General features: G+C 59.0%; 19 protein-coding genes. 13 read left to right on the forward strand and 6 right to left on the reverse strand.

From position 1 onward, the window contains the following. Positions 1–299 precede the first annotated feature (299 nt). The 6 genes from HDE80_RS13825 (at position 300) to HDE80_RS13850 (ending at position 5,940) form a co-directional block, all read left to right on the forward strand. Positions 300–1,799, forward strand: a complete 1,500-nt coding sequence (locus HDE80_RS13825) for an FAD-dependent monooxygenase (protein ID WP_184671803.1) — start codon at positions 300–302, stop codon at positions 1,797–1,799. A gap of 250 nt (positions 1,800–2,049) precedes the next feature. After that, entirely contained in the window at positions 2,050–2,499 is a 450-nt protein-coding gene (locus tag HDE80_RS13830; protein WP_184671805.1) for a helix-turn-helix transcriptional regulator, read from the forward strand. A 30-nt stretch (positions 2,500–2,529) separates the two neighbouring features. Next, complete coding sequence (locus HDE80_RS13835) at positions 2,530–2,940, forward strand: VOC family protein (protein ID WP_184671807.1); 411 nt, start codon at positions 2,530–2,532, stop codon at positions 2,938–2,940. A gap of 103 nt (positions 2,941–3,043) precedes the next feature. Then, the gene (locus HDE80_RS13840; RefSeq protein WP_221437573.1) at positions 3,044–3,460 is read left to right on the forward strand and encodes a DUF1801 domain-containing protein; all 417 of its coding nucleotides are present in this window, start codon (positions 3,044–3,046) and stop codon (positions 3,458–3,460) included. Between the two features lie 52 nt (positions 3,461–3,512). Then, complete coding sequence (locus HDE80_RS13845) at positions 3,513–4,994, forward strand: amidohydrolase family protein (protein WP_184671810.1); 1,482 nt, start codon at positions 3,513–3,515, stop codon at positions 4,992–4,994. Positions 4,995–5,181: 187 nt separating this feature from the next. Continuing rightward, complete coding sequence (locus HDE80_RS13850) at positions 5,182–5,940, forward strand: hypothetical protein (protein ID WP_184671812.1); 759 nt, start codon at positions 5,182–5,184, stop codon at positions 5,938–5,940. Positions 5,941–5,995: 55 nt separating this feature from the next. Here the strand turns inward: HDE80_RS13850 and HDE80_RS13855 are convergent, their stop codons facing one another. Then, a complete protein-coding gene (locus HDE80_RS13855) occupies positions 5,996–6,913 on the reverse strand; it encodes a DMT family transporter (RefSeq protein WP_184671814.1) in 918 nt (305 codons plus the stop codon). A 102-nt stretch (positions 6,914–7,015) separates the two neighbouring features. On the opposite strand from HDE80_RS13855, the gene HDE80_RS13860 reads away from it, so the two are divergent. After that, positions 7,016–8,422: a PLP-dependent aminotransferase family protein gene (locus tag HDE80_RS13860; RefSeq protein WP_184671816.1), complete on the forward strand. Its 1,407-nt coding sequence runs from the start codon at positions 7,016–7,018 to the stop codon at positions 8,420–8,422. 99 nt (positions 8,423–8,521) lie between these two features. Here HDE80_RS13860 and HDE80_RS13865 read toward each other — a convergent pair whose 3' ends face one another. Further along, a complete protein-coding gene (locus HDE80_RS13865; RefSeq protein ID WP_184671818.1) occupies positions 8,522–8,902 on the reverse strand; it encodes a helix-turn-helix domain-containing protein in 381 nt (126 codons plus the stop codon). Between the two features lie 80 nt (positions 8,903–8,982). Here HDE80_RS13865 and HDE80_RS13870 point away from each other — a divergent pair, with 80 nt between their 5' ends. Next, complete coding sequence (locus HDE80_RS13870) at positions 8,983–9,609, forward strand: NAD(P)-binding domain-containing protein (protein WP_184671820.1); 627 nt, start codon at positions 8,983–8,985, stop codon at positions 9,607–9,609. Positions 9,610–9,729: 120 nt separating this feature from the next. On the opposite strand, the gene HDE80_RS13875 is transcribed toward HDE80_RS13870, so the two are convergent. The 3 genes from HDE80_RS13875 to HDE80_RS13885 all read right to left on the reverse strand — a co-directional run bounded on the left by HDE80_RS13875 (position 9,730) and on the right by HDE80_RS13885 (position 13,438). Then, positions 9,730–10,197: a hypothetical protein gene (locus tag HDE80_RS13875; protein ID WP_184671822.1), complete on the reverse strand. Its 468-nt coding sequence runs from the start codon at positions 10,195–10,197 to the stop codon at positions 9,730–9,732. Positions 10,198–10,622: 425 nt separating this feature from the next. Beyond that, positions 10,623–11,723, reverse strand: a complete 1,101-nt coding sequence (locus HDE80_RS13880) for a hypothetical protein (protein WP_221437574.1) — start codon at positions 11,721–11,723, stop codon at positions 10,623–10,625. 761 nt (positions 11,724–12,484) lie between these two features. Next, on the reverse strand, positions 12,485–13,438 hold the full coding sequence (locus HDE80_RS13885) for a GlxA family transcriptional regulator (protein ID WP_184671824.1): 954 nt from the start codon (positions 13,436–13,438) through the stop codon (positions 12,485–12,487). Between the two features lie 120 nt (positions 13,439–13,558). Here HDE80_RS13885 and HDE80_RS13890 point away from each other — a divergent pair, with 120 nt between their 5' ends. Together HDE80_RS13890 and HDE80_RS13895 are read left to right on the forward strand one after the other, a co-directional pair. After that, positions 13,559–14,377, forward strand: a complete 819-nt coding sequence (locus tag HDE80_RS13890) for an SDR family oxidoreductase (protein WP_184671826.1) — start codon at positions 13,559–13,561, stop codon at positions 14,375–14,377. 776 nt (positions 14,378–15,153) lie between these two features. Then, positions 15,154–17,184, forward strand: coding sequence for an SPFH domain-containing protein (locus HDE80_RS13895; RefSeq protein ID WP_184671828.1), 2,031 nt, complete (start codon positions 15,154–15,156; stop codon positions 17,182–17,184). 488 nt (positions 17,185–17,672) lie between these two features. Here the strand turns inward: HDE80_RS13895 and HDE80_RS13900 are convergent, their stop codons facing one another. Next, positions 17,673–18,284, reverse strand: coding sequence for a TetR/AcrR family transcriptional regulator (locus tag HDE80_RS13900; RefSeq protein ID WP_184671829.1), 612 nt, complete (start codon positions 18,282–18,284; stop codon positions 17,673–17,675). A 109-nt stretch (positions 18,285–18,393) separates the two neighbouring features. Between HDE80_RS13900 and HDE80_RS13905 the strand changes: the two genes are divergently transcribed. The 3 genes from HDE80_RS13905 (at position 18,394) to HDE80_RS13915 (ending at position 20,921) form a co-directional block, all read left to right on the forward strand. Continuing rightward, positions 18,394–18,792: a VOC family protein gene (locus HDE80_RS13905; RefSeq protein ID WP_184671831.1), complete on the forward strand. Its 399-nt coding sequence runs from the start codon at positions 18,394–18,396 to the stop codon at positions 18,790–18,792. Positions 18,793–19,041: 249 nt separating this feature from the next. Beyond that, on the forward strand, positions 19,042–20,484 hold the full coding sequence (locus tag HDE80_RS13910; protein ID WP_184671833.1) for an MFS transporter: 1,443 nt from the start codon (positions 19,042–19,044) through the stop codon (positions 20,482–20,484). Continuing rightward, positions 20,484–20,921, forward strand: coding sequence for a MarR family transcriptional regulator (locus tag HDE80_RS13915; RefSeq protein WP_184601188.1), 438 nt, complete (start codon positions 20,484–20,486; stop codon positions 20,919–20,921). The genes HDE80_RS13910 and HDE80_RS13915 overlap by 1 nt, the downstream gene beginning before the upstream one ends. Positions 20,922–21,370: the final 449 nt, after the last annotated feature.

Below are 21,370 nucleotides of genomic sequence, written 5' to 3' on the forward strand. Positions count from 1 at the left end.
CTCTTACTGCGTGCTGTTGCTTTGCGAGGATGTTGTCTGTCCGTAGCGGACCAAAATTTGGGGAGGAGAAAATCCTCTCTCTCCCACTTCAATATCTTACCGTGCCAGGGGCTTGCCGCAAGCCCCCGGTCGTGCTGCTCAATCGCTCCCCGAAGCACCAGAACCTATGGGATTGGGAGTAGCGAAATGAATGTGCTGTTGTGGAAGTACGGGGTATGCAGGGGCATCGAGCCGATGGTTGAACTCGAGGGATGTCATGCGCTGCTGGCGATCGCTGTTATGCCGGCCGGAGTGCGGGCATGAACGGGCATGCGGTGGTGATCGCCGGGGCAGGTCCGACAGGGCTGATGTTGGCGGGCGAATTGGCGTTGGCAGGCGTCGACGTTGCCATCGTCGAGCGACGCGCAAACCAGGATCTCGCTGGCTCGCGCGCGGGCGGTCTGCACTCGCGCACGATCGAGATCCTCGATCAGCGCGGAATCGCCGACCGATTCCTGTCGGAGGGGCAGGTGGTGCAGAACGCTGGGTTTGCCGGGGTCATGTTGGATATCAGCAGCTTTCCCACTCGGCACCATTACGGGCTCGGGCTGTGGCAGAACCACATCGAGCGCATCCTGGCAGGCTGGGTCAGCGAGCTGGCGGTGACGATCTATCGCGGACGTGACGTGGCGGGTTTTGCGCAAGACGACACCGGTGTCGATGTCGAACTCTCCGATGGCCAGTCGCTCCGGGCGAAGTATCTCGTCGGTTGCGATGGAGGTCGCAGCCTGATTCGCAAGGCAGCCGGCATCGAGTTCCTCGGCTGCGATCCGACGACGAGCAGCCTGATCGCCGAGGTCGAGATGACCGAAAAACCGCCGTTGGGCATCCACCGCACGGCCTTCGGCATCCATGCCTTTGGTAAGAGAGAGTACGAGATCCGCGATGGCAAGGTGGTCTACAAGGATGGCGGGCCGACAGGTGTCATGCTGACCGAAGCGCAGGTCGGTGCCACGACCGAACCCACCCTGCGCGATCTCAGCGAGGCGCTGATCGCCGTATGCGGAACCGACTATGGAGTCCATAGTCCGACGTGGATTTCCAGGTTTACCGATATGACACGGCAGGCCGCTACCTATCACGACAGACGGGTGCTGCTGGCTGGCGACGCCGCACACGTACACGCTCCGGACGGAGGACAGGGTCTGCAGACCGGTGTGCAAGATGCGGTGAATCTTGGATGGAAGCTGGCCCAGGTGGTCAAAGGGAGGTCTCCGGAAAGCCTGCTGGATACCTACCATGCCGAGCGTCACCCGGTTGCTGCCCGCGTGCTGCGCAACACGATGGCCTCAGTCGCGCTTCGCCGCCCGGATGAACGCACGACGGCCGTGCGCGACACCATGGCCGAGCTCCTCGGCATGGACGAGCCGCGCAGACGATTCGCCGCGATGATGTCCGGTCTGGACATTCATTACGACCTCGGCGAGGGACACCCGCTGCTCGGACGTCGCATGCCCGATCTCGACCTGGTCACCGCCGACGGTCCGTTGCGGGTCTACAGCTTGCTGCACGATGCCCGGCCGGTGCTGCTCAACCTCGGTGTACCCGGCATCTTCGACATCACGCCATGGGCAGATCGCGTTCAGTTGATCGACGCTGGTTACGTGGGTACGTGGGAGCTTCCGGCACTCGGGACTGTTACTGCACCCGCTGCCGTGTTGATCCGGCCCGATGGATATGTGGCTTGGGTGGGAGAGGGCACGGACCTGGGACTTGCCGACGCGCTGACCATCTGGTTCGGGCTGCCAGCTGCGATGTAGCGCACCGGCCGTCAAGATCATTCTGTGAGGAGTCCTTGGAAAACGCGTTCTAACCCTGCGGCGGGTTCGAGTCGGAAGCTGCATTCGCCCCAGTGCATGCATGAAGATAAGACGCGTGCTTTCATGCTCGCTCAAAGGACTAACGAACAGGCATGCAGGACGTCGCCTCGCTCGCGTTCCCGTGCCCGTTTGCGTCGCCGTTTGCTCAACGGACTTGAGCACTTCGGTGTCGCGTGGGACGATCGCGCAGATGAACAGCCGACCCGCCGCGGCACAGCACTTGCGCGACCTCGCACGGCTGCGTCGTGTCCGCGACCGGATCGATCGTGAGTACGCGCAGCCGTTGGATGTCGAGGCGCTCGCCCACGGCGTGCACATGTCGGCTGGGCACCTCAGCCGCCAGTTCAAGCTCGCCTTCGGCGAATCACCGTACAGCTATCTGATGACGCGACGCATCGAACGCGCGATGGCGATGCTGCGTCGTGGCGATCTTAGCGTCACCGATGTTTGCTTCGCGGTTGGGTGTGCGTCGCTGGGCACCTTCAGCACGCGCTTCACCGAGCTGGTCGGGGTGCCACCCAGCGTCTATCGGCGTGACGCTGCGGGCGCGACGGCGGGGATGCCTTCTTGCGTGGCGAGACAGGTGACCCGACCGGTCAGGAATCGAGAAGCACTGGCCCCCGAGCCGGACTTAGCATGACGGCTCCTTCCGCACCAATTCAGGACTGTCATGGATATCTCCATTCACGCGAGCTTTCTTCCGCAAACCGACCCGGATGCCTCCCTGGCTTTCTATCGCGACACCCTCGGCTTCGAAGTACGCAAGGATGTCGGCTACAACGGGATACGTTGGATCACGGTCGGGCCGCCCGACCAGCCCGGCACGTCCATCGTGCTGTACCCGCCGGCCGCCAGCCACGGCGTTACCGACGACGAGCGCCGCACCATCGCCGAGATGATGGCCAAGGGTACCTACGCCATCATGCTGCTGGCCACCAAGGATCTCGACGCGGCTTTCGAGCGGATACAGGCCAGCGGCGCCGAGATTGTCGAGGAGCCGACCGAGCAGCCGTACGGGGTTCGTGACTGCGCCGTCCGCGATCCCGCGGGCAACCTGCTACGCGTACAGGAGCGGCGCTGAGCCGTTTGGCTATCGTGGTTCAATTCGCGAGGCCATCGAGACGGTCGGTGAGGGTGATCCAATGACGGGTGCGACGGTAACCATGAAGAAAGAGACAGTCATCATGAAGAACGAGAAGAGCGGCCCTAAAGAAGGAAGTACCGGTGACACTCCCTCCCAGTTGATCGATGCGAGGATCAAGGAACTCGGCGATTGGCGGGGCGAGACACTCGCCCGGGTTCGGGCGATCATCGAGCAAGCTGTCCCCGACGTGGTCGAGGAATGGAAGTGGCGAGGGGTGCCGGTGTGGTACCACGACGGCATCATCTGTACCGGCGAGACGTACAAGAACGCCGTGAAGATGACTTTCGCCAAGGGCGCCTCGCTGGCGGACCCTTCAGGCCTCTTCAACGCCAGCCTCGAAGGCAACACCCGGCGTGCGATCGATTTCCATGAAGACGACACGATCGATGAAAAGGCGTTGAAGGCACTCATCCGCGCCGCTGTGGCACTGAATACGTCCAAAGCAACAAAGAGGTAGCCCGACTTGACTCCCTTCGACGGTTCGTCGTGACCGGCGATGGTTTACGCTGATGCCTACTCCGCTTGGTGAGAAACCGGACATGCGTGCCGATGTCGAGAAGTGGGCGGTGTCGCTGGTGATTCCATGCATTTTTGCATGGTTGGCCTGGACAGCTATTGCGCAAGCGATGTCGTTGCCCAAGCGGCAAGTCGTTGCGATAACGCAGGTCACCGTCATCGATGTCGAGCGGGGGTTATCGATCGGGCCAAGAACAGTTCTGGTTGACGGCGATCGCATTGTCTCGATCGTTGCATCGCGCGATGCACTTATTCCGGTGTCGGCTCAGCGCGTCGATGGGCGTGGACGGTTTCTAATTCCTGGCTTGGTGGACATGCACGTTCACCTTTTCAACCTTTCATCGCATCGGCCGCCGAATGATTGGTCGTTTCCGTTGTATGTTGCCAACGGCGTCACCGGGGTGCGGGAGATGCGTGGGGATGTGGCGTCGATGTTGCTGGTGAATCGCTGGCGCAAGGCCTTCGATGACGGTGAACTTGCCGCGCCCCGCATTCTTGCCGCCGGCATTGCCGTGTATGGCAGCTCACCAGGCGATGCGGCCCACCAGGTCGATGCAGCGGCTGATGCCGGTGCCGATTTCATCAAGGTCTTCTCGGAGCTGCCGGCTTCGCATTGGCGAGCCATTCTCGCTGCTGCGCATGCGCGTTCATTGCCGGTAGTTGGCCACGTGCCGGCAGGCGTGCCACTGCTGGTCGCGGCCGCGGCAGGCCAGCGTAGCGACGAGCATCTGATGCAGGCTTACGAGGCCTGCTCGTCCATCGAAACGCCATTGCTTGAAGAACGCCGCGGCCTCGTTGGCGATGCGTTGACGGCGCGACGCGATGCACAGGAGGCGCAGACGCTCAAGGCGTTCGATCCGCGTACGTGTCGGAACGTCGCCAGATCACTTGCTGCCACCAGCCAGGCGCAGATTCCGACACTCGTGCTTGCCGACGAGGACTCGATGGCGCAGGGTGGCTCGCCGAGCACTGATCCCCGTTGGCGATTCCTGCGCGCGGACGAACGTGCACGTTGGGAGCAATCCCTTTCCGATTACACGGCGCAGGATGCGGCGCTGGCGAAACTACGTTGGCCGATCGCCCGTCAGATCGTGTCGGTCATGCATCAGGCCGGTGTGCCGATCATGGCAGGGACTGACTCGCCCATGCCCGGAGTCTATCCGGGCTTTGCCCTGCATGAGGAGATGGAGCTGCTGGTCGAGTCGGGACTCACTCCGCGTGAAGCGCTGTACTCGGCGACGCTTGAGCCAGCACGGTTCCTAGGGATCGCAGACACGAGCGGCTCGGTAGCTGTCGGCAAGCGAGCCGACCTTGTGCTGCTGGACGCGGATCCCACTACGGATATCCACAACGCCCGGCGCATCAACGCCGTGCTGCTCGGCGGCCGCCTGTTGCGACGAGCCGACCTTGATGCTTTGCTCGACGAGGCAGCCCGCGCGCAAGCATCGAGAAAAGGGCCCGTGGCCGGGAATTAGGCGATGACTTGAGGCCGCCGATACAGTGGCGCTAGTGACAGCTATTCCCTTGTGAGTATGATCTTGGTGTAACGAGATTTGGCTACGTTGTTGGGGAGTTTTTATTCGTTAGTGGCTTCTGATTAGCAGCTATGCGCACTTCAATAGTCAGCTGAGTCTGAGTCGTCATAGTGCGAGGAGAGGGGCTATGGATAACGATGGTTGGGGGAAGCGCAAGGGCGCTCCGAGTAGGCGGGTAAAAAATAGCATGCAGCTGACGCAAGGATTTGTGTCGCCGACGCTCAAGCAAGATTTCGACGCTTTCAAAAAACGGGGCTCGAAAAATCCTTCTGGCGGCTCAGAAGTAGATGCTGCGCATCGCACCTCAGATCATCGCATCCGGAAGAACTTCATCGCCTTCCGTACCGAGATCGATGATCATCATAAAAAAAAGGGACAGCGTTCGAGTGCGGACTTCAAGAGCGACGTCGAGGAATTTATCAATTCCACTTGGGATAAGAAGCAGCAAACGAAAGCGCACGTCGAAAAAGTAGAGATGGCCAGTAAGGCTTTCATCAGTGCACATAGTGAGCAGCGTCGCTTGACTTATGCAGAGGCTGCCAAAATTGGAAATGCCATCAAGACGCTGGCCAACGAGAGCTTGAAGAACATCGGTCCTGGCGAGTCACACGAAAATCGATCCATTGGAGCGAGGCCAGATCAACGCTTTATGGCAAGTCCCGGCGGCAAGACCGCCATCAATACACCCATATCGCGTCAGCAGCGCCAGTTTCACGAGAAGCTCGCACTCAACTATGGATTGCCGCAAAGCCCGAGCCTTGACTACCGCAACAATCCTCGTAGCTCGTCGATGCCGAAATTGCCGTTACCCGTCTATCATTCTCCGCCTCCGAAAAAGAGTGGATCGTCCTCAACGACCAATGCAAATGGGAAGAAGGGGAAGTAAACAGTGCAAACGGAGGCGGTAAATAACAAGTCGTGGGGCAGACCCATTTGGGGCTTTAAGGATTCTGTGTTACCCCTCGTTCCCGCGGCCAGCCCAGGCGCCATTTCAAATTGACGCCGAGCGTACCGAGCACAATTAACACCAAACCCGCGAGTTGCATCGGTACCAGGCGGTGTCCGTAGATCAGATAGTCGAGCAATAACGTCACCAACGGATAGACGAATGCGACCACGGCAATCGTCACCACTGGCAAGCGTGGGTAAGCCGAATAAAACAGCACGTACACGATGCCGCTGTGAATCACGCCCAGTCCCAGCAGCCACCCCCAATGCGGGCCGGTGTGAAACACGCTCGTACTGCTGAAGCCAGCCAACATCGCCACGCCTACCCAGCACTGGATCATCACCAGCGCGAATGGACGTTGTTTGCCGATCTGTCGGGACATCAGCAACGATGCGCCACATAGCACGGCGGCGAGCAAGGTCAGACCGATGCCGATCAGGTAAGAGGGATCAGCATCACGCCACAAACGTGCCGGGTTGGTCGAACACACCACGCCAGCGAAGCCGAGCAGCGTCCAGACGAGGTCGGTCGGCCGCGTGCGTTCTCCCTGCACGAGCGCCGCCAGGATCAGCATCACGAACGGGAAGAAGTGATAGACCAGCGTCGCCACGCCGATCGATGAGCGAGCCATGCCGGCGAACAGCGCGACCCAGTTGAGTACCAGCAGCACGCCGCTGAACACGGCACCGCGCAGCAGCACGCGCTCCTGCAGCAAGCCGTGAAGGTGGCCACGCATCAGCCCCCAGCCGAGCAGAAACAGGCCACCGAACAGGCAGCGATAGAACACGGCCGTGACCGGATCCTGCCCACTTTCGTGGACAAAGACGCCCACCGACCCGATCAGCAGTTCGCCAAGCAGGAGCTGGAGCAGCGCAGCGCGTTCGCCTTCGTGAGCGGTTGTCGGTGTCATGTAGCCTTCCTCGCGATGGGAAGGTCAGCGTAAGCAGCTTGTCACCATAGATACAGATTCAGATAAGATGAAATTTGACCGGTACAGATAGGTGATAGGCCCGTGCTTCTCTACGAACGCCTCGCCGGTGAGCTGCGCACGCAGATAGCGCAAGGTGCCTTGCATGCCGGGGAGCGCTTGCCGTCGATCCGGCAGCTGGCGCAGGGACATGGCGTTAGTGTCGCCACCGCGGTCCAGGCTTGCCTGCAACTGGAGCGCGAAGGGCTTGCCGTGGCGCGGCCACGCTCGGGCTACTTCGTGCGCGCGATGGCACTGCAGCCACCAACGGCGCGATCACCCAGGCGACGCGCACCTGGCATCGTCAGTAATCCGGCACTGCAGAATGTGCTGGACATGCTGGCCCGCAGTGATCTGTTGCCACTGCATAGCGCCACGCCGACTCCCGCGTTATTGCCGCAATCGGCATTGACCGCATCGCTGGCGCGCTGTCTGCGGCATGGCGCGTCGGCAGCGCTCGATTACGCGCCGCCGCAAGGTCATCTGGATCTGCGGCGACAGATCGCGCAGCGCTATGCACAAGTGGGTGCTGCGGTGGCACCGGACGAAATCGTGATCACCGCCGGCGCGATGGAGGCGATCAATCTGGCTCTGCGCATCGTCACCACGCCGGGCGATGTGGTGCTGGTGGAAACGCCGACTTATCACGGCATTTTGCAAACCGTCGCCGCGTTGCAACTGAAAGTATTGGAAGTGCCGAATCTTCCAGGGCAGGGCATCGACATCGCCCGTCTGGAACAACTGCAGCAGCAGAACACGGTGCGCGCCGCGATCGTGGTGCCCAACTTCAACAATCCGCTTGGCAGTCTGACCAGCGACGTCGACAAGCAAGCGTTGCTGGAAAGCTGTGCGCAGCATGGCACCGTGGTCATCGAGGACGACATCTACGGCGAGCTGGCCTGGTCGGGTCAGCGGCCGTCGCCTCTGCGTCGCTGGGACCGACACGGCATCGTGATCAGCTGCGGTTCGTTCTCGAAAACGTTGTCTCCTGGATTGCGCGTCGGCTGGCTGGCGGGTGGCAACTGGACCGATGCGTTGATCCGCGCCAAATATTTCTCTACCGTGGGCAGCGCAAGCCTGCCGCAATTGGCCATCGCCGACTATCTGCAACGCCACGACCTCGAACGGCACCTGCGCCGCTTGCGTCGTACGTTGGCCGACAACGGACAACGTCTGCACGAAGCTGTTACGCGTCACTGGCCAGCCGGCACCCGGGCCAGCGAACCGCAGGGCGGGTTGTCGCTCTGGCTGCAGCTGCCAGCGGGCGGTGATGGCAGCGCGCTATTCGAGGCGGCACTCGCGAAAGGCATAGGCACCTCGCCGGGCGTGCTGTTCTCGAGTCGCGGAGACTACGCCGATTGCTTGCGATTGAGCTGTGGCCTGCCGTGGAACGAGCGCCTCGACCATGCGCTGAAGCGGCTCGGCCAACTGGCTGCACATCAGCTTGGCTGACAGTCACCGATATCGCGCTTCAACGGGTTTGCGTAGCTAATTCTGCTTTGAAGAGACTTCCTCGGCACTACGGTTGGCACGCGCACGGGTGCTCATGTTTTAGTGAGAAAACTTGCGATCGAAAATACAGTTGTGGGTCTCGATGGTTTTGAGTGAACGCTCTGCCCACTCCTTCAGCTCGACCACGAGCGGTAACAGGGTGCGGGCAAGAGGGCTCAAGCCATATTCCACACGCAGTGGCCGCTCGTCGTACACGCTCCGCTCGATAAGGCCATCACGCTCCATGGCCCTCAGTGTCTGAGTAAGCATCTTTTGCGAAACACCTTCCAGACGACGCAGGATGTCACCAAAGCGCAGGGATGAATCCTGCAACGCAACCATCGCCAACACGGTCCATTTCTGGCCGATCCGCGCCAGAACCGCGCGCGACGGGCAAACTTTCAGAAAGGCGTCCGGTGCCAGCATGATCTTCTTCGACATGGTTACTTTCAGGTACCTAATTGAAGTTGGAAACCATGATGGGATCATCAAGACTCACAATCAATCGACGGGTATGAGTCATGAAGATCGGATTCCTTGGCGGTGGCAACTTCGGCGGTCATCTGGCCAAGTTGCTAACGAAAGCGGGGCACGATGTGGTGGTGGGATTGCGGGATGTGACGCAGTCATGCTCCGCCAACGTTTATCGCGTCATGTCGCTGGAAGATGCGGCGTGCCATGGCGAGATAGTGATCGTTGCCATTCCCTATCAAGCCTGTGCCGATACGCTTCCGAGCCTCGCACAGTTTCTGGTTGGCAAGGTCGTGGTGGACGCGACCAATCCTCTGCGCGATGACTGGTCGCCACTGCCACTGGGAGAGTCCGATTCGGCTGCCGAAGTACTGGCTCGTTTGCTGCCATCGTCGCGCCTCGTGAAGGCGTTCAATACGATCTTCGCCGACATCATGGTCGAGGATCGGATCGATCGAGCGGGGCATCCTGTCACGGCATTCATTGCGGGCGACGACGTTGCCGCCAATGCGGTCGTGGCGCATATCGCCGCGAGTGCTGGATTTGCGCCATTGATCACAGGCCACTTGGGCAATGCGCGTTACCTCGAAGCCATGGCACATCTCAATATTCAGATCGCGGTGGTTCACGGTGGCGGAACCAACGCCGGCTTCGTTTATCACCAAGCTCGCGACTGAGGGTTGAGGGATGCTCATAGAGCCGTCAGCAAGCCTCTCTTACCTTGGCTCGATGATAAGGTCGGCGCAAAACAGGGCGGGGACAATTCCTGATGCAGCCGCAGTGATCGCGATGCACGATTAGCGCAGCGGTTCTGCCGCCGTGTCACCTTTGCATGGGATTGGCTGGCCATCCTTGCCGACAGCTTGCGTAAAGCTCGAGCCGTTGTGGTTGATGACGATGCCACCATCGCAATGCTGGTTTCGGTCCAACCGGTAAGTTGCCTGCACGCGAAGTTCTTCTTGCCGCTGCTGGTTCAGGCGTATGGCCTGCTGTGCCTGATACTGCTGAGCCTGCTCAATCACTTCCTGATGCATGTTGGACATGTCCTCACGCTGCTGCTTCAGATCGGCTGCCAGCTGTGCCTGGTATTGCTGGGCACGATCTTTGGCTTGTTGTGCGTCCAGTGCGGCGATGCGAGCGGAGTCGCGCATGATCTCATCGGCATGGCGCGCTGCGAGATACTGGGAAAGTCCATCCCAGGCAAGCACGGCAACGATCAAGCTCGCTAAGACGGCACCGATTTTCCACGGCAACGGCATGGCCATGACACCCAACCCCCAGCAAGACTGTGGAAAATCCCGCGCCATCCGTACCCCGACGCAACCGGGTCGAAAGTCGTTCGCCAGAGTCTAGCAGGGTGTTGAAAGGCACTCTGCCAAACCGTTGCGCCAGCGTCCGCGTGGCACACCGGTCGCGGTCACCGCAACATGTTCGAACAATTGGTGGAAGCGGTGAAGCACAACTCGCTTGGCCAGATCAGCCGCGCGCTGTACGAGGTGGGGGCGAGCATCGGTGGGAATATGTGAGGTCGATTCGGGATTGCAATCGTCAGGTTGACAGTGCTGTATCGCCTGCAGTCACCAAGTTTAGCCGTCTGAACTGCCGAACGATATTGTCGAATATAAAACAGGCGCCGAAGGGATGATCCTTTCGGCGCCTGTTCTACATCAGCTTACGTCGAGCGCGATGCTTAGTTCGATTCGGTGAACTCGATCGACGGTGTCGTTCCACCGGTAGCGGTGCAGCTGCCCAGGGTCAGGTTGTTGCTCTCGCCGGTTGAGCCGGCGTTCGCCGCACACGTCGGGGTGGCAGTGCTGCCGTCGCTCACTGCAAGCTTCACCGTGATCGATGAGCCCGAGTTGAACTCCGCTTCCGATCCGCCGGCGTTGCCGACAACGTTGAACTCCGTCTGGTCCCAGACACTCGCGATATCCAGCACGCTGTCTTTCGCGCTGAGGGTATAGGCCGTGGTGCCATTGGTGAACACCACCGTGTCATTGCCGCCGGTGGTGGCACTGCCGGAGATCTTGAGGTTAGCCAGTTGGGTGGCGGGCACATCCGGTGCTGTGACGGCGGCGCTGTTCTTGTAGCAATCACCGGAGCCGTCGCTGCCGAATCCACTCGGACAGGTGGTACCGCCGTAGCCGATCAGCCAGTACTGGATGAAAACGGCCGCCTTACCCTTGGTGCTGTAATCCGGGGAATAGATGAATTGCTGCCAGACCGTGCACCCCGAATGACTTTTGCAAACGCTGGTGGTTTTGTTGTAATTCGAATTCACCTGGAGCGTGTATTCGTTCGCTCCCAGGATGCCGCCACCGCCGAACGCAGCGACGCCGACGCTCTTTTCAGAAGTTACGCCGGTGACCGACGGAAAGGTTCCGGTGGCACTGCTGATCAGACCAGAAACCTCAATGGCATAGTCATCACCATTGCCGGTGGTCTGCGTACCACCAGACGCTGCGGTTTCCGAAAGCCTCGTCAGGGCATCCGTATGCCGCGGCAGTGGGTGGGAAAATGACTGTACCTGACTGCAGGACACCTGTTTCCAGAGAATGCTGGGGAACGAGGCCTGAAAACAGCCTTCCGCAGGTGCCGAAGAGCGCACGATGTCTTCGTGCCAGCTCTGAATGGCCTGTGCCTGCACCATCGAAGGGACTTGTGCTTGATCAACGCCGTCAGCGACGGCTGGCGCGGCAAACGCCGCGGGAATCCAGGCCACACTAACGAGACTTGCAACAATCGCGATCTTGAGCAGTTGACGTGCGCCAGAAATCTTCTTGGATTGCATAGATGTTCCCCAGTGGTAGCGAAAGTGTTGTGGTCGTTGAGCCTGGACGATCCAGACTCCCCGTTACTCCCGAAACAAAACACAGCTTTGGATTCCGCCTCCCTGTGCCCCGTCATTACGACGGTTCCTAACTATCTAGCCGATTTTTAGCAGCAGTAAATTATTGCGGTTCAAACAGCGAAAAATAATGCGAATAAAAGTTTATTCACCAACCAGGATTAAATACGTACAACTTAATCATCAGAGCACACGCTTGAAATCGTCATGGTGCGCGAAGTCGCATTCCTGATTGAACGTGATGCGGGATGCTCGTTGACCATCAGTCTCTGAGAGTACCCATTAAATTCGCTGTCGATAACTGGAAAAATTCGTATAGGCGAGCGGTAATTCACGGATCATGGGATATCTAGATGCCTCGGCCACGATCCGTATCCAGACAACGAACATTGCGATCGTTGCATTTAAAGATTTCGAATAACGTGGATAGCAAGAAGCAAATCAAACACCCGTATGCGTCGGTTATCAATGGGTTTGATAGAGTCGTAACCGATGTATTTCATCGGGCCACATCAGAGAGGCAGCCAGACATTTTTTACATGCTATAGGCTCGCTCGTTTGGCTTGGCGGCTTTGAGCCGAGTTCCGGGTCGCCACTCCAGTGGCTGAAGAAAACCGAGACTTACCACATGACGACGAAACGGTCTGAGTCAAGAAAGTAGCGATTGATCAATCGGCGAACCATGGCGGGAACATCCCATTCGTTCACCCCATAACCGCGGCGGCATGCTCCCGCGTCACACGCCGTATTACTTGCGGAGGTTGGCCGAAGGCGCGTAGAAAAGCGCGGCGCATGCGTTCGCTGTCGCCAAAGCCGGTGTCACGGGCGACGGTGTCCATCGAGTGACGGCCCGATTCCATCATCAGGCGGGCGGCTTCCACGCGCAGATGTTCCACGGCCTTGGCAGGTGATTGCCCGGTTTCAGCGCGAAACGCGCGGCTGAACTGGCGCGGGCTCAGGCTGGCAGCTTCGGCGAGTTGTTCCACCGAGAGTTCGCTGCGCAGATGCTGGCGCGCAAAATCCAGCGCGGTCTGGATGCGGTCGGATTTCGGTTCCAGCTTCAGCAGGGCTGAGTGTTGCGATTGCCCACCCGCGCGGCGGTGATAGATCACCAGCTTCTGCGCTACCAGTCGCGCGATGTCCGCACCGAGGTCTTTCTCCACCATCGCCAACGCCAGGTCGATGCCTGCGCTCATGCCGGCCGAGGTCCAGATCGGGCCGTCGGCGATAAAGATGCGATCCTCTTCCATGATCACATTGGGGTACTCGCGCTGCAGGGTGCGTGCGTAGGCCCAGTGTGTGGTGGCGCGACGTCCGTCCAGCAATCCGGCAGCGGCCAACACAAAGGCGCCGGTGCAGGTTGCACCCACGCGGCGCGATACCTTGGCCGCCTTGCGCAGAAAGTTGAGCAGGCCAGGCGTGGCGGGTGTCGGTTCGTTGTCACCGCCGACCAGCAAGGTGTCGAACCGTAGGTTGGCGAACGCCTCGGTAGTCACCGCAAAACCCAGCGAGCCGGGCACCGGGCCGCCGTGCTCCGACAGTACGTGGATGTCATAGCGGTTTTCGCCAGCCGTGAGGTTGGCGAACTCGAACACTGAACTCATAGCCAGTCCCATCACCTGAAAACCAGGGAAAAGCACGATGCCGATGCGTTGCATAAGGGTATTTCCTGTAATGTCCTAAAAGGTTGGATATATGACATTGATGACATAATCATGCGCGCCTAATCTCTCTTCCGTCAACGCCGGCATTCCGCCGACCACTTCGGAGTTAGCGCCATGAGCCACACATCGCACAATCAGAATTCAGCCCTGGGTACCGCCGTCATCACCGGCGCTTCCACCGGCATCGGCGCCGTCTACGCCGACCGTCTGGCCCGCCGCGGCTACGACCTGATCCTGATCGCCCGCAATCGCCAACGCCTCAACGTGCTGGCTGAGCGCATCACCACCGATACCGGTCGCAATGTCGAAGTGATCGCTGCCGATCTGGGCAACACCGCTGAGCTGCGTGCGGTCGAGCAGGTGCTGCGCAACGACGCCAGCATCAGTTTGCTGGTCAATAATGCTGGCGTGGGTGCCACCGCACCGCTGATCGATTCGGACGCCGACAAAATGGACGCGATGATCGCGCTCAACATCACCAGCCTTACTCGGCTCACCAAGGCGGTGGCGCCGGGCCTTATTGCGCGTCGTCGCGGTGGCATCATCAACATCTCCTCCATCGTCGCCGTGGCGCCGGAGCTGTTGAACGGCGTCTATGGTGGCAGCAAGGCCTATGTGTTGGCCTTCACCCAATCGCTGTACCACGAGCTGGCCGATAAAGGCATCAAGGTGCAGGCCGTACTACCTGGTGCCATTGCCACCGAGTTCTGGGATATTGCGGGTTTGCCGGTAAGCAACCTGCCATCGAAAATGGTGATGAGCGCCGAGCATCTCGTCGACGCCGCACTCGCCGGTTACGACCAGGGCGAACTGGTCACCTTGCCGTCGCTGCCCGATGCCGCCGACTGGGCCGCTGCCGATAACGCGCGCAAGGCGTTGGCGCCGAATCTGTCGCATGCGTTGCCGGCGAAGCGGTTTGGTCTGGCTGCGTGAGCGAGTCAGTTCGATACGAGGGAAGGGTGAAGGTCGTTGGCCTTCACCTTTTTTGTGTCCATCGTTTGCCGCGATGTGCCTCACCATCTGCCTGGTATTTGGAGCGAGCTGACATCACCTGACGCGCGTGTGAGAAAGCGCATTCTGACCATGGCTTTGAAGATTAAGAATCGATGAAATTCTGTGCTGGAAATCCTTGACGAAATAACTATTCCAGCCGCGTGCACATCAAAAAATTCGGCGTACAATGCGCGCATCCAAGGTCAACCGACCAGCCAAAATGACTTGCATCTTTCAGTGTCTTACTAAGTTAGGCGCGCCGCGAAAGACAGTTACGCAGATCCGTCCCGTTTAGCGGACCGGTCTCCCCAACTTTCCCTCTTTAATTTCCACGTCTGAACCGTGAAAGGCTCAGCGAGCTTGGTTGCTCCTGGTCACGACTATGTCCAACTCATTGCATATGTCATTCAGCGACGTTTTTCGTCTTCGTTTGAACTCGTGCTGCTCCAGTGCGTGGAATGCCGACCATGCGCATCGCACGTTGCCTGGGGTATCGCGTTGCGGCAAGTCATAGCGACGCTTGCGGGCGACTAGCCCGCGATAAGCACTTGGCGCCACACCATCCATTCACTGCAACTCCCGGTTGGATCGGAGGGTTGTGCCTGACAGCAACTGAAATACGAGGCGAAATGAATTGCCATGAGTTAGCTCCTTTCTCTAAGCGTCAGCCCTGACCACAGGTCAGTTCACTTTTTTCAACCCAAGGACAGATAGAAATGATTGCGCTCATTGCCGTAGCCGTTGTCGTAGTTGTGTTGATCTTGTTGATCTACCTCTCCAATGCGTTCGTCTATATCCCCAACGATCGCGTGGGAATCGTGGAGAGGCTCTGGGGTGCGCCATCGCTAACGCGTGGGCTCATCGCCCTGAAGGGCGAGGTGGGTTATCAGCCGCAGGTGCTCCGCGGCGGCATTCATTACTTTTTCCCGTTTCAATTTCGGGTACACCGCGCTGATCTGGTGACGATTCCGCAGGGGGAAATCGGCTACATCTTCACGCGTGACGGTCGTGAGCTGGTGGAAGGTCAAGCCTTGGGCGAGATCGTTGACGCAGGAATTGAGGATGCCGCTGCGTTTCTCAAGGCGGGTGGCCAGAAAGGCCCGCAGCGCGCGATCATTCGTGAAGGCACGCATGCGATCAACGTCGCCCAGTTCGTCATCATCACGGCCTCGCGCGTGCATGGCTTGCTATTGTCGAATGAAGAGCGGGATACCATCGATCACATGGGGCAGGTATTGAGCGAGCGTAAGGGCTTTACTCCCGTGGTGATTGGCGGTATCGCCTCGAAGGTCGTGCAAGGTGAGAAGACCGATGGCGGCAATGACGATGCCAGCGATGTCCTTGGTGTCGTGACCATCCAGGACGGCCCGGTTCTGCCACCCGATGAAATCGTTGCGCCACGCGTTGGCGAGGACCCGAGCAACAAAAGTACGTTCCACAACAACTTCCAGAACATCAACGCATTCCTGCGCGCGGGCGGCAATCGTGGTCGTCAGCATCAAGTGTTGATTGAAGGTACGTACTACCTCAACCGGCTGTTCGCTACCGTCGAGTTCATCAAGAAGACGGTGGTGCCCGTGGGCAGCGTGGGCGTGGTCGTTTCCTACTTCGGCAAAACCGGTGCCGATCGCTCGGGCGATGGTTATTCGCACGGCGAGTTGGTCGACAACGGTTGCCGCGGCGTATGGAAAGAGCCGCTTTTGCCAGGCAAATACGCGTTCAATACCTATGCCGGAAAGATCCAGCTGGTACCGACCACCAACTTCATTCTGAAGTGGTCGAAGGAAGTGACCAACGCGCATAAGTACGACGAAAATCTCTCCGAAGTGGCACTCATCACCAAGGACGCTTTTGAACCGTTGATGCCGCTGTCGGTCGTGGTACATATCGACTACCGCAAGGCGCCGCTGGTGGTGCAGCGTTTTGGCGATATCAAACGTCTGGTCGACCAGACGCTCGACCCGATGGTGTCGGCATACTTCAAAAACACCGGACAGACCAAAACCCTGATCGAACTGCTGCAGGAGCGCTCAGCCATCCAGGAAAAGGCGAGCATCGATATGAAAGGGCGCTTCGAAGCCTACAACCTCGAACTGCAGGAAGTGCTGATCGGCACACCACACGGCAACCCCGGCGACACATCGGGTCAACGTATCGACACGATTTTGAATCAGTTGCGCGATCGCCAAGTAGCCAAGGAGCAAATGGAAACCTACGACCAGCAGCAACAGGCCGCCGACAAGGAGCGCACTTTGCGCGAGGCGCAGGCGAGAACGCAAATCCAGACAGAACTGACCAAGTCCGAAATCAGCGTCAAGATCAGGACCAACGAAGGCGATGCGTCGATCGCGGCAGCCGGCAAAGAAGCGCAAGTCATCAACATCAATGCCGAGGCGGAACGCAAACGCCAGATCGCTGTCGGCGAAGGCAAGGCCGCTGCGACCGAGTCGGTAGGCAAGGCCGAAGCCAATGCCATCAGGGCGAAAGCCGATGCGCTCACCGGCGAAGGTGCCCGCATGCAGTTGATCAATGACCTCGGTCGGCAGTTCGCCGACGCTCTGCGCGAAGGCCAGATCGCCATCGTGCCGAAGATCGCGCTCGGTGGAGATGGCGGTAACGCCTTATCGACGCTGGCGCAGTTGGCTAACGCCTTTATGGCGGACAAGCTCGGTGGCAATTTGCTGGGCGAGGGCAGGGCGGATCTTGCCGGACCAAATGCTGCGACGGGTCAGATGCATAGCCCGTAATAATGATCCGCTCACGCATCGATCGTGTGGTCCGTGGTTCTAGAGCGGCTAAATAAGCAATGTTCGCTTCGGGTGGCGGGCTCAACCGGTCGATGCAACACACTGAAGGCTGCGTAGACAGTAGGAGTGTTGCATCGACCGGTTGAGACCGCTATCGGAAGCAGACATCGCGAGACGGCCCTTTGGGGCATCTGCAGCGAAAAATCCATCAGGGATAAAGACAAACTATCAAGGCGCGAGCTGTAGTTGCTGCCTGCGCAGTTTTTTCAGCGGCACCTTGCCGTTTTCGTTGTCTGGATTGAGTTCAATCGACTCTTCATAAGTTCTGGTCAGCCCAATTGTCGCGTGAGTCCGGGGTTTCGAGCGTCGCGGAAACGCCTGATTCCGCGATCGGCTGAGAAGAATGAAACTAGCTGGCTGAGTGATTGAGCGGAAATCATCCGGTGTATTTTTTTAGTGCGATCAAGCCTCGGTGAGTGCCTGATCCCCTAACGGATTACGCGCTGGACTATCTGTATCGCGAAGTCGTCCGTCAAAGGATCGCGGGAGAACCAGCGACGATAAAAAAGTGGACCAGTGAGCGCCGCGATCAACATGGCTGCGTCGGTGTCCCCGGGCAGTTCGCCCCTATCCACCGCACGTAGGATGACTGTCTCAAAAGGCGCCGAATAGCCGCGTTGCAGTTTGCTGTACATGTCGGCGATGTCGGGGTCTCGCTCAGCAGCATCGATGATTGAGGGCAGCACGGAGGTCCATTTGGCCGTTCGCAGCAAACCGACGAGGTCTGCCATCAACGCGGTCACGTCTGTCTCGAAGCTTCCGGTATCCGGCACGCCTTGGGGCGTGCTTATTGTCGAGCAAGCATCACGCAGAAGGTCGACTCGGGTTGGCCAATGCCGATAGATCGTAGTCTTCGCCACGCCCGAGCGACGTGAGATTTCATCGACGCTAGCGCCGGCAAAGCCCCTGTCGAAGAGCAGCTCTGCCGTCGCGGCGAGCACGGTTGTCCGTGAGCGACGGACTCTTTCGTCCAACACCTCAGCTTCATGCAACGCAAGAGCTGGGGGATCTAGTTTGTTCACTGTGAGTTTTTTTCGCATGGGGCAATACTAAGGTGGACATTGTTAGATACGATACGGTATCGTATCATAAGTACGGGAAAATCGTTTTGGTCCGGAATTTATCCCGCCGCATCCCAAGGAGATAGTCATGAAGTTCGCTTCCACCCGCCTAATCGCCGCCGACATCAAGGCCATGGTTTCCTTCTACGAAATGGTAACGGGCCTGCCCGCCGAATGGCTGGCTCCCGTTTTCGCAGAGATCGTCACGCCGGCAGCCACGCTTGCCATCGGCAGCGCCGAAACAGTTGCGCTGTGGAAGGAAGGCAGCGCTCAACCCGGTTCCAATCGCACCGCTTACATCGAGTTTCAGGTCGAGGATATAGACGCCGACTATGAGCGTTTGAAGGATAAGGTCCCACTTGTTCACGAGCTCAAGACGATGCCCTGGGGCAATAAGACGTTCCAGTTTCGCGACCCTGAAGGTACCGCCGTCTCGCTGTACATGCCGGCCACCGATGAGGCGAAAAAACGCTTTGGTTCGCGATAGGCTGCACCGCGAAGCAACACTGGGCGTTGGTTTCTAGTTTCGCCGTAAATATTTATTTGCATCTTGCGTGGTTGCTGAACATGTTGCCCGATCTGCTGGTTCCACTGGGAGCTGCATGTCGTCTCGGTGAGCCATTGAACTGAGCGCACTGCTGCCGCGTTCGTCCGTTAAGTCCTAGAGCAGCACGTCAGGCGATCGGCAAGGCAGAGACTGATTGACAGACGATAGTTGTTAATCAACAATGGTTGTATGAATACAACTATTGGCGATACCCGACGGGCTGCGACCCATCCGAACCTTATTCTCGGCATTTGCTGCCTCAGCCTGCTGATGGTCGCGATGGACGCCACCATCGTCAACGTCGCGCTACCCTCGATCCGGCACGATCTCACTGCGTCGATATCAGGGCTGCAGTGGGTGATCGATGCCTACACCATGGTGGTGGCGAGCCTGCTGATGTTGGCCGGGTCGATGGCCGACCGCTTCGGGCGCCGTCGCGTGTTTCAGTTGGGCATGGCCCTATTCATGCTGGGCTCGCTGTTGTGCAGCGTTGCCCCAGACATTCATAGCCTGATCACGTTTCGCATTTTGCAGGCGCTGGGGGCGACGATGCTCAATCCGGTCGCCATGTCGATCATCGCCAACACTTTCCACGAACCAAAAGCACGCGCACGCGCCATCGGTGTCTGGGGTGCAGTCGCCGGCGTAGCAATGGCGCTGGGTCCGGTGATCGGTGGCGCGCTCACCGAGAGCATCGGCTGGCGCTCCATCTTCTGGGTGAACTTGCCCATCGGTGCCGCGGCGATGCTGCTCGCCGCGCGCTACATTCCCGAGTCCAAGGCACCGCATCCACGGCGCGTGGATCCGATCGGACAACTGTTGGTGTTCGTCATTCTGGCCACGGTGACTTATGCGGTGATCGAAGGTCCCCACGATGGCTGGGACTCGACGACAATCATTGGCTTGTTCGCCGCCGCGGTGCTTGCGCTGATCGCGTTGCTTATCTACGAACCTCGGCGTCACGAACCGTTGATCGACGTGCGGTTCTTTCGCAGTGCGCCCTTCAGCAGCGCGACCTTGATCGCCGTTTGCAGCTTCTCGGCGTTCTCCGGCTTTCTGTTCCTCAATGCGCTGTACTTGCAGGAAGTGCGCGGTCTCTCGGCCTTCCATACCGGTTTGTGTACCTTGCCGCTCGCACTGGCGACGATTCTTTGTTCACCGTTCTCCGGCCGACTGGTCGGCACCTATGGCACACGCCCCTCGTTGCTGGCCTCGGGCAGCGCCACGGTCATCAGCGCACTGATGATGACGCAGCTGACGGCGACAACGCCGCTGCCGTTTTTGTTGCTGACGTACATGATCTTCGGGATCGGGTTCGGCATGGTGAATGCGCCCATTACCAACACAGCCGTATCTGGCATGCCCAAGGCGCAGGCGGGTCTCGCCGCGGCGGTCGCCTCCACCAGCAGACAGATTGGCGCGTCGCTTGGCGTAGCTTTGGCGGGTACTATCTTGGGTGCGCATGTACATGACGCTTTCGCCGAGGCCTCGCATCCGTTCTGGTGGTTGATCACGGGCGGCGGCGTTACCGTGTTGTTGCTGGCGTGGTTGTCCAACACGCAATGGGCGCGTGACACTACCCGCCACGCGGCGCACTTGCTGGAGGAAGCACCTACCGGAGCGACGGCATAATGGGTCACGCCAACAGCGGCAGCGAAGCCGATCAAATCTGGCAGATGATGGTCGATTTGGTATGGGAAACCCGCGGCGAATGGCGCCGAAAAGTCAGCGATGCCACCGGTTTGCCCTTCAGCCGTGTACGCATACTGTGGCGACTGTTCGATGCGCCGAAGACCTTGAAGCAGTTAGCCGATATGACCAGCAGCGATGCACCCGCCACCACGGTCGCCGTGAATGATCTTGAAGATCGCGGCCTTGTCGAACGCAATCCTCACCCTGAAAACCGACGCGCGAAACTGGTGTCGCTCACGCCCGCGGGTCAACAGCTCGTCGAATTGGTACAACGCAACGTGCACGACGATGCACCACCAGCCGTCCAACATCTCTCCAAGACCGACCTTGCTCACCTTCGCCGCATTCTCAAACGGATAGAAGGCGACGAGCGCTAGGAACTTGGCAGTTAAGGCGTTTCACTCGTTGGCTTCCTTGCCGCGAGCAGACCCAGTTTCCGGCAATGAAAATGCGCGATGGGATGCGCATTTGCCTATCGGATGGAATATGGGCGTGTTGGAAAGGCTCTCCCAGCAGTACCAGGCAAGGAAAACAGCAAGCGCAGAAGCAGAGAAAAGCAAGTAAGCCCTTCTGCGTACTGCAACTCCGCGTTGGATCTTAATGCGTTGAAACACCCAAGTGCCGCGCAGAGAAAATTGGCCTTGCCGTAGAAGCTTGATAGCGTTCCATGTGCAGAGAAGCGCGACTAAAAAGAACAACGCCCATACGCTGACTAGCAGACCACGCCACCAGGGAAGTTGATCGCAAAGGGGGAGCGAATGGATATAACCAAGGAGCGCTGGTCCTAGCCAAAGCCGGTACGAGAAAACGATGACAACGCCTATCA

Origin of the sequence: Rhodanobacter sp. A1T4, from assembly GCF_014207185.1 — a bacterium.
Lineage (GTDB): Bacteria > Pseudomonadota > Gammaproteobacteria > Xanthomonadales > Rhodanobacteraceae > Rhodanobacter.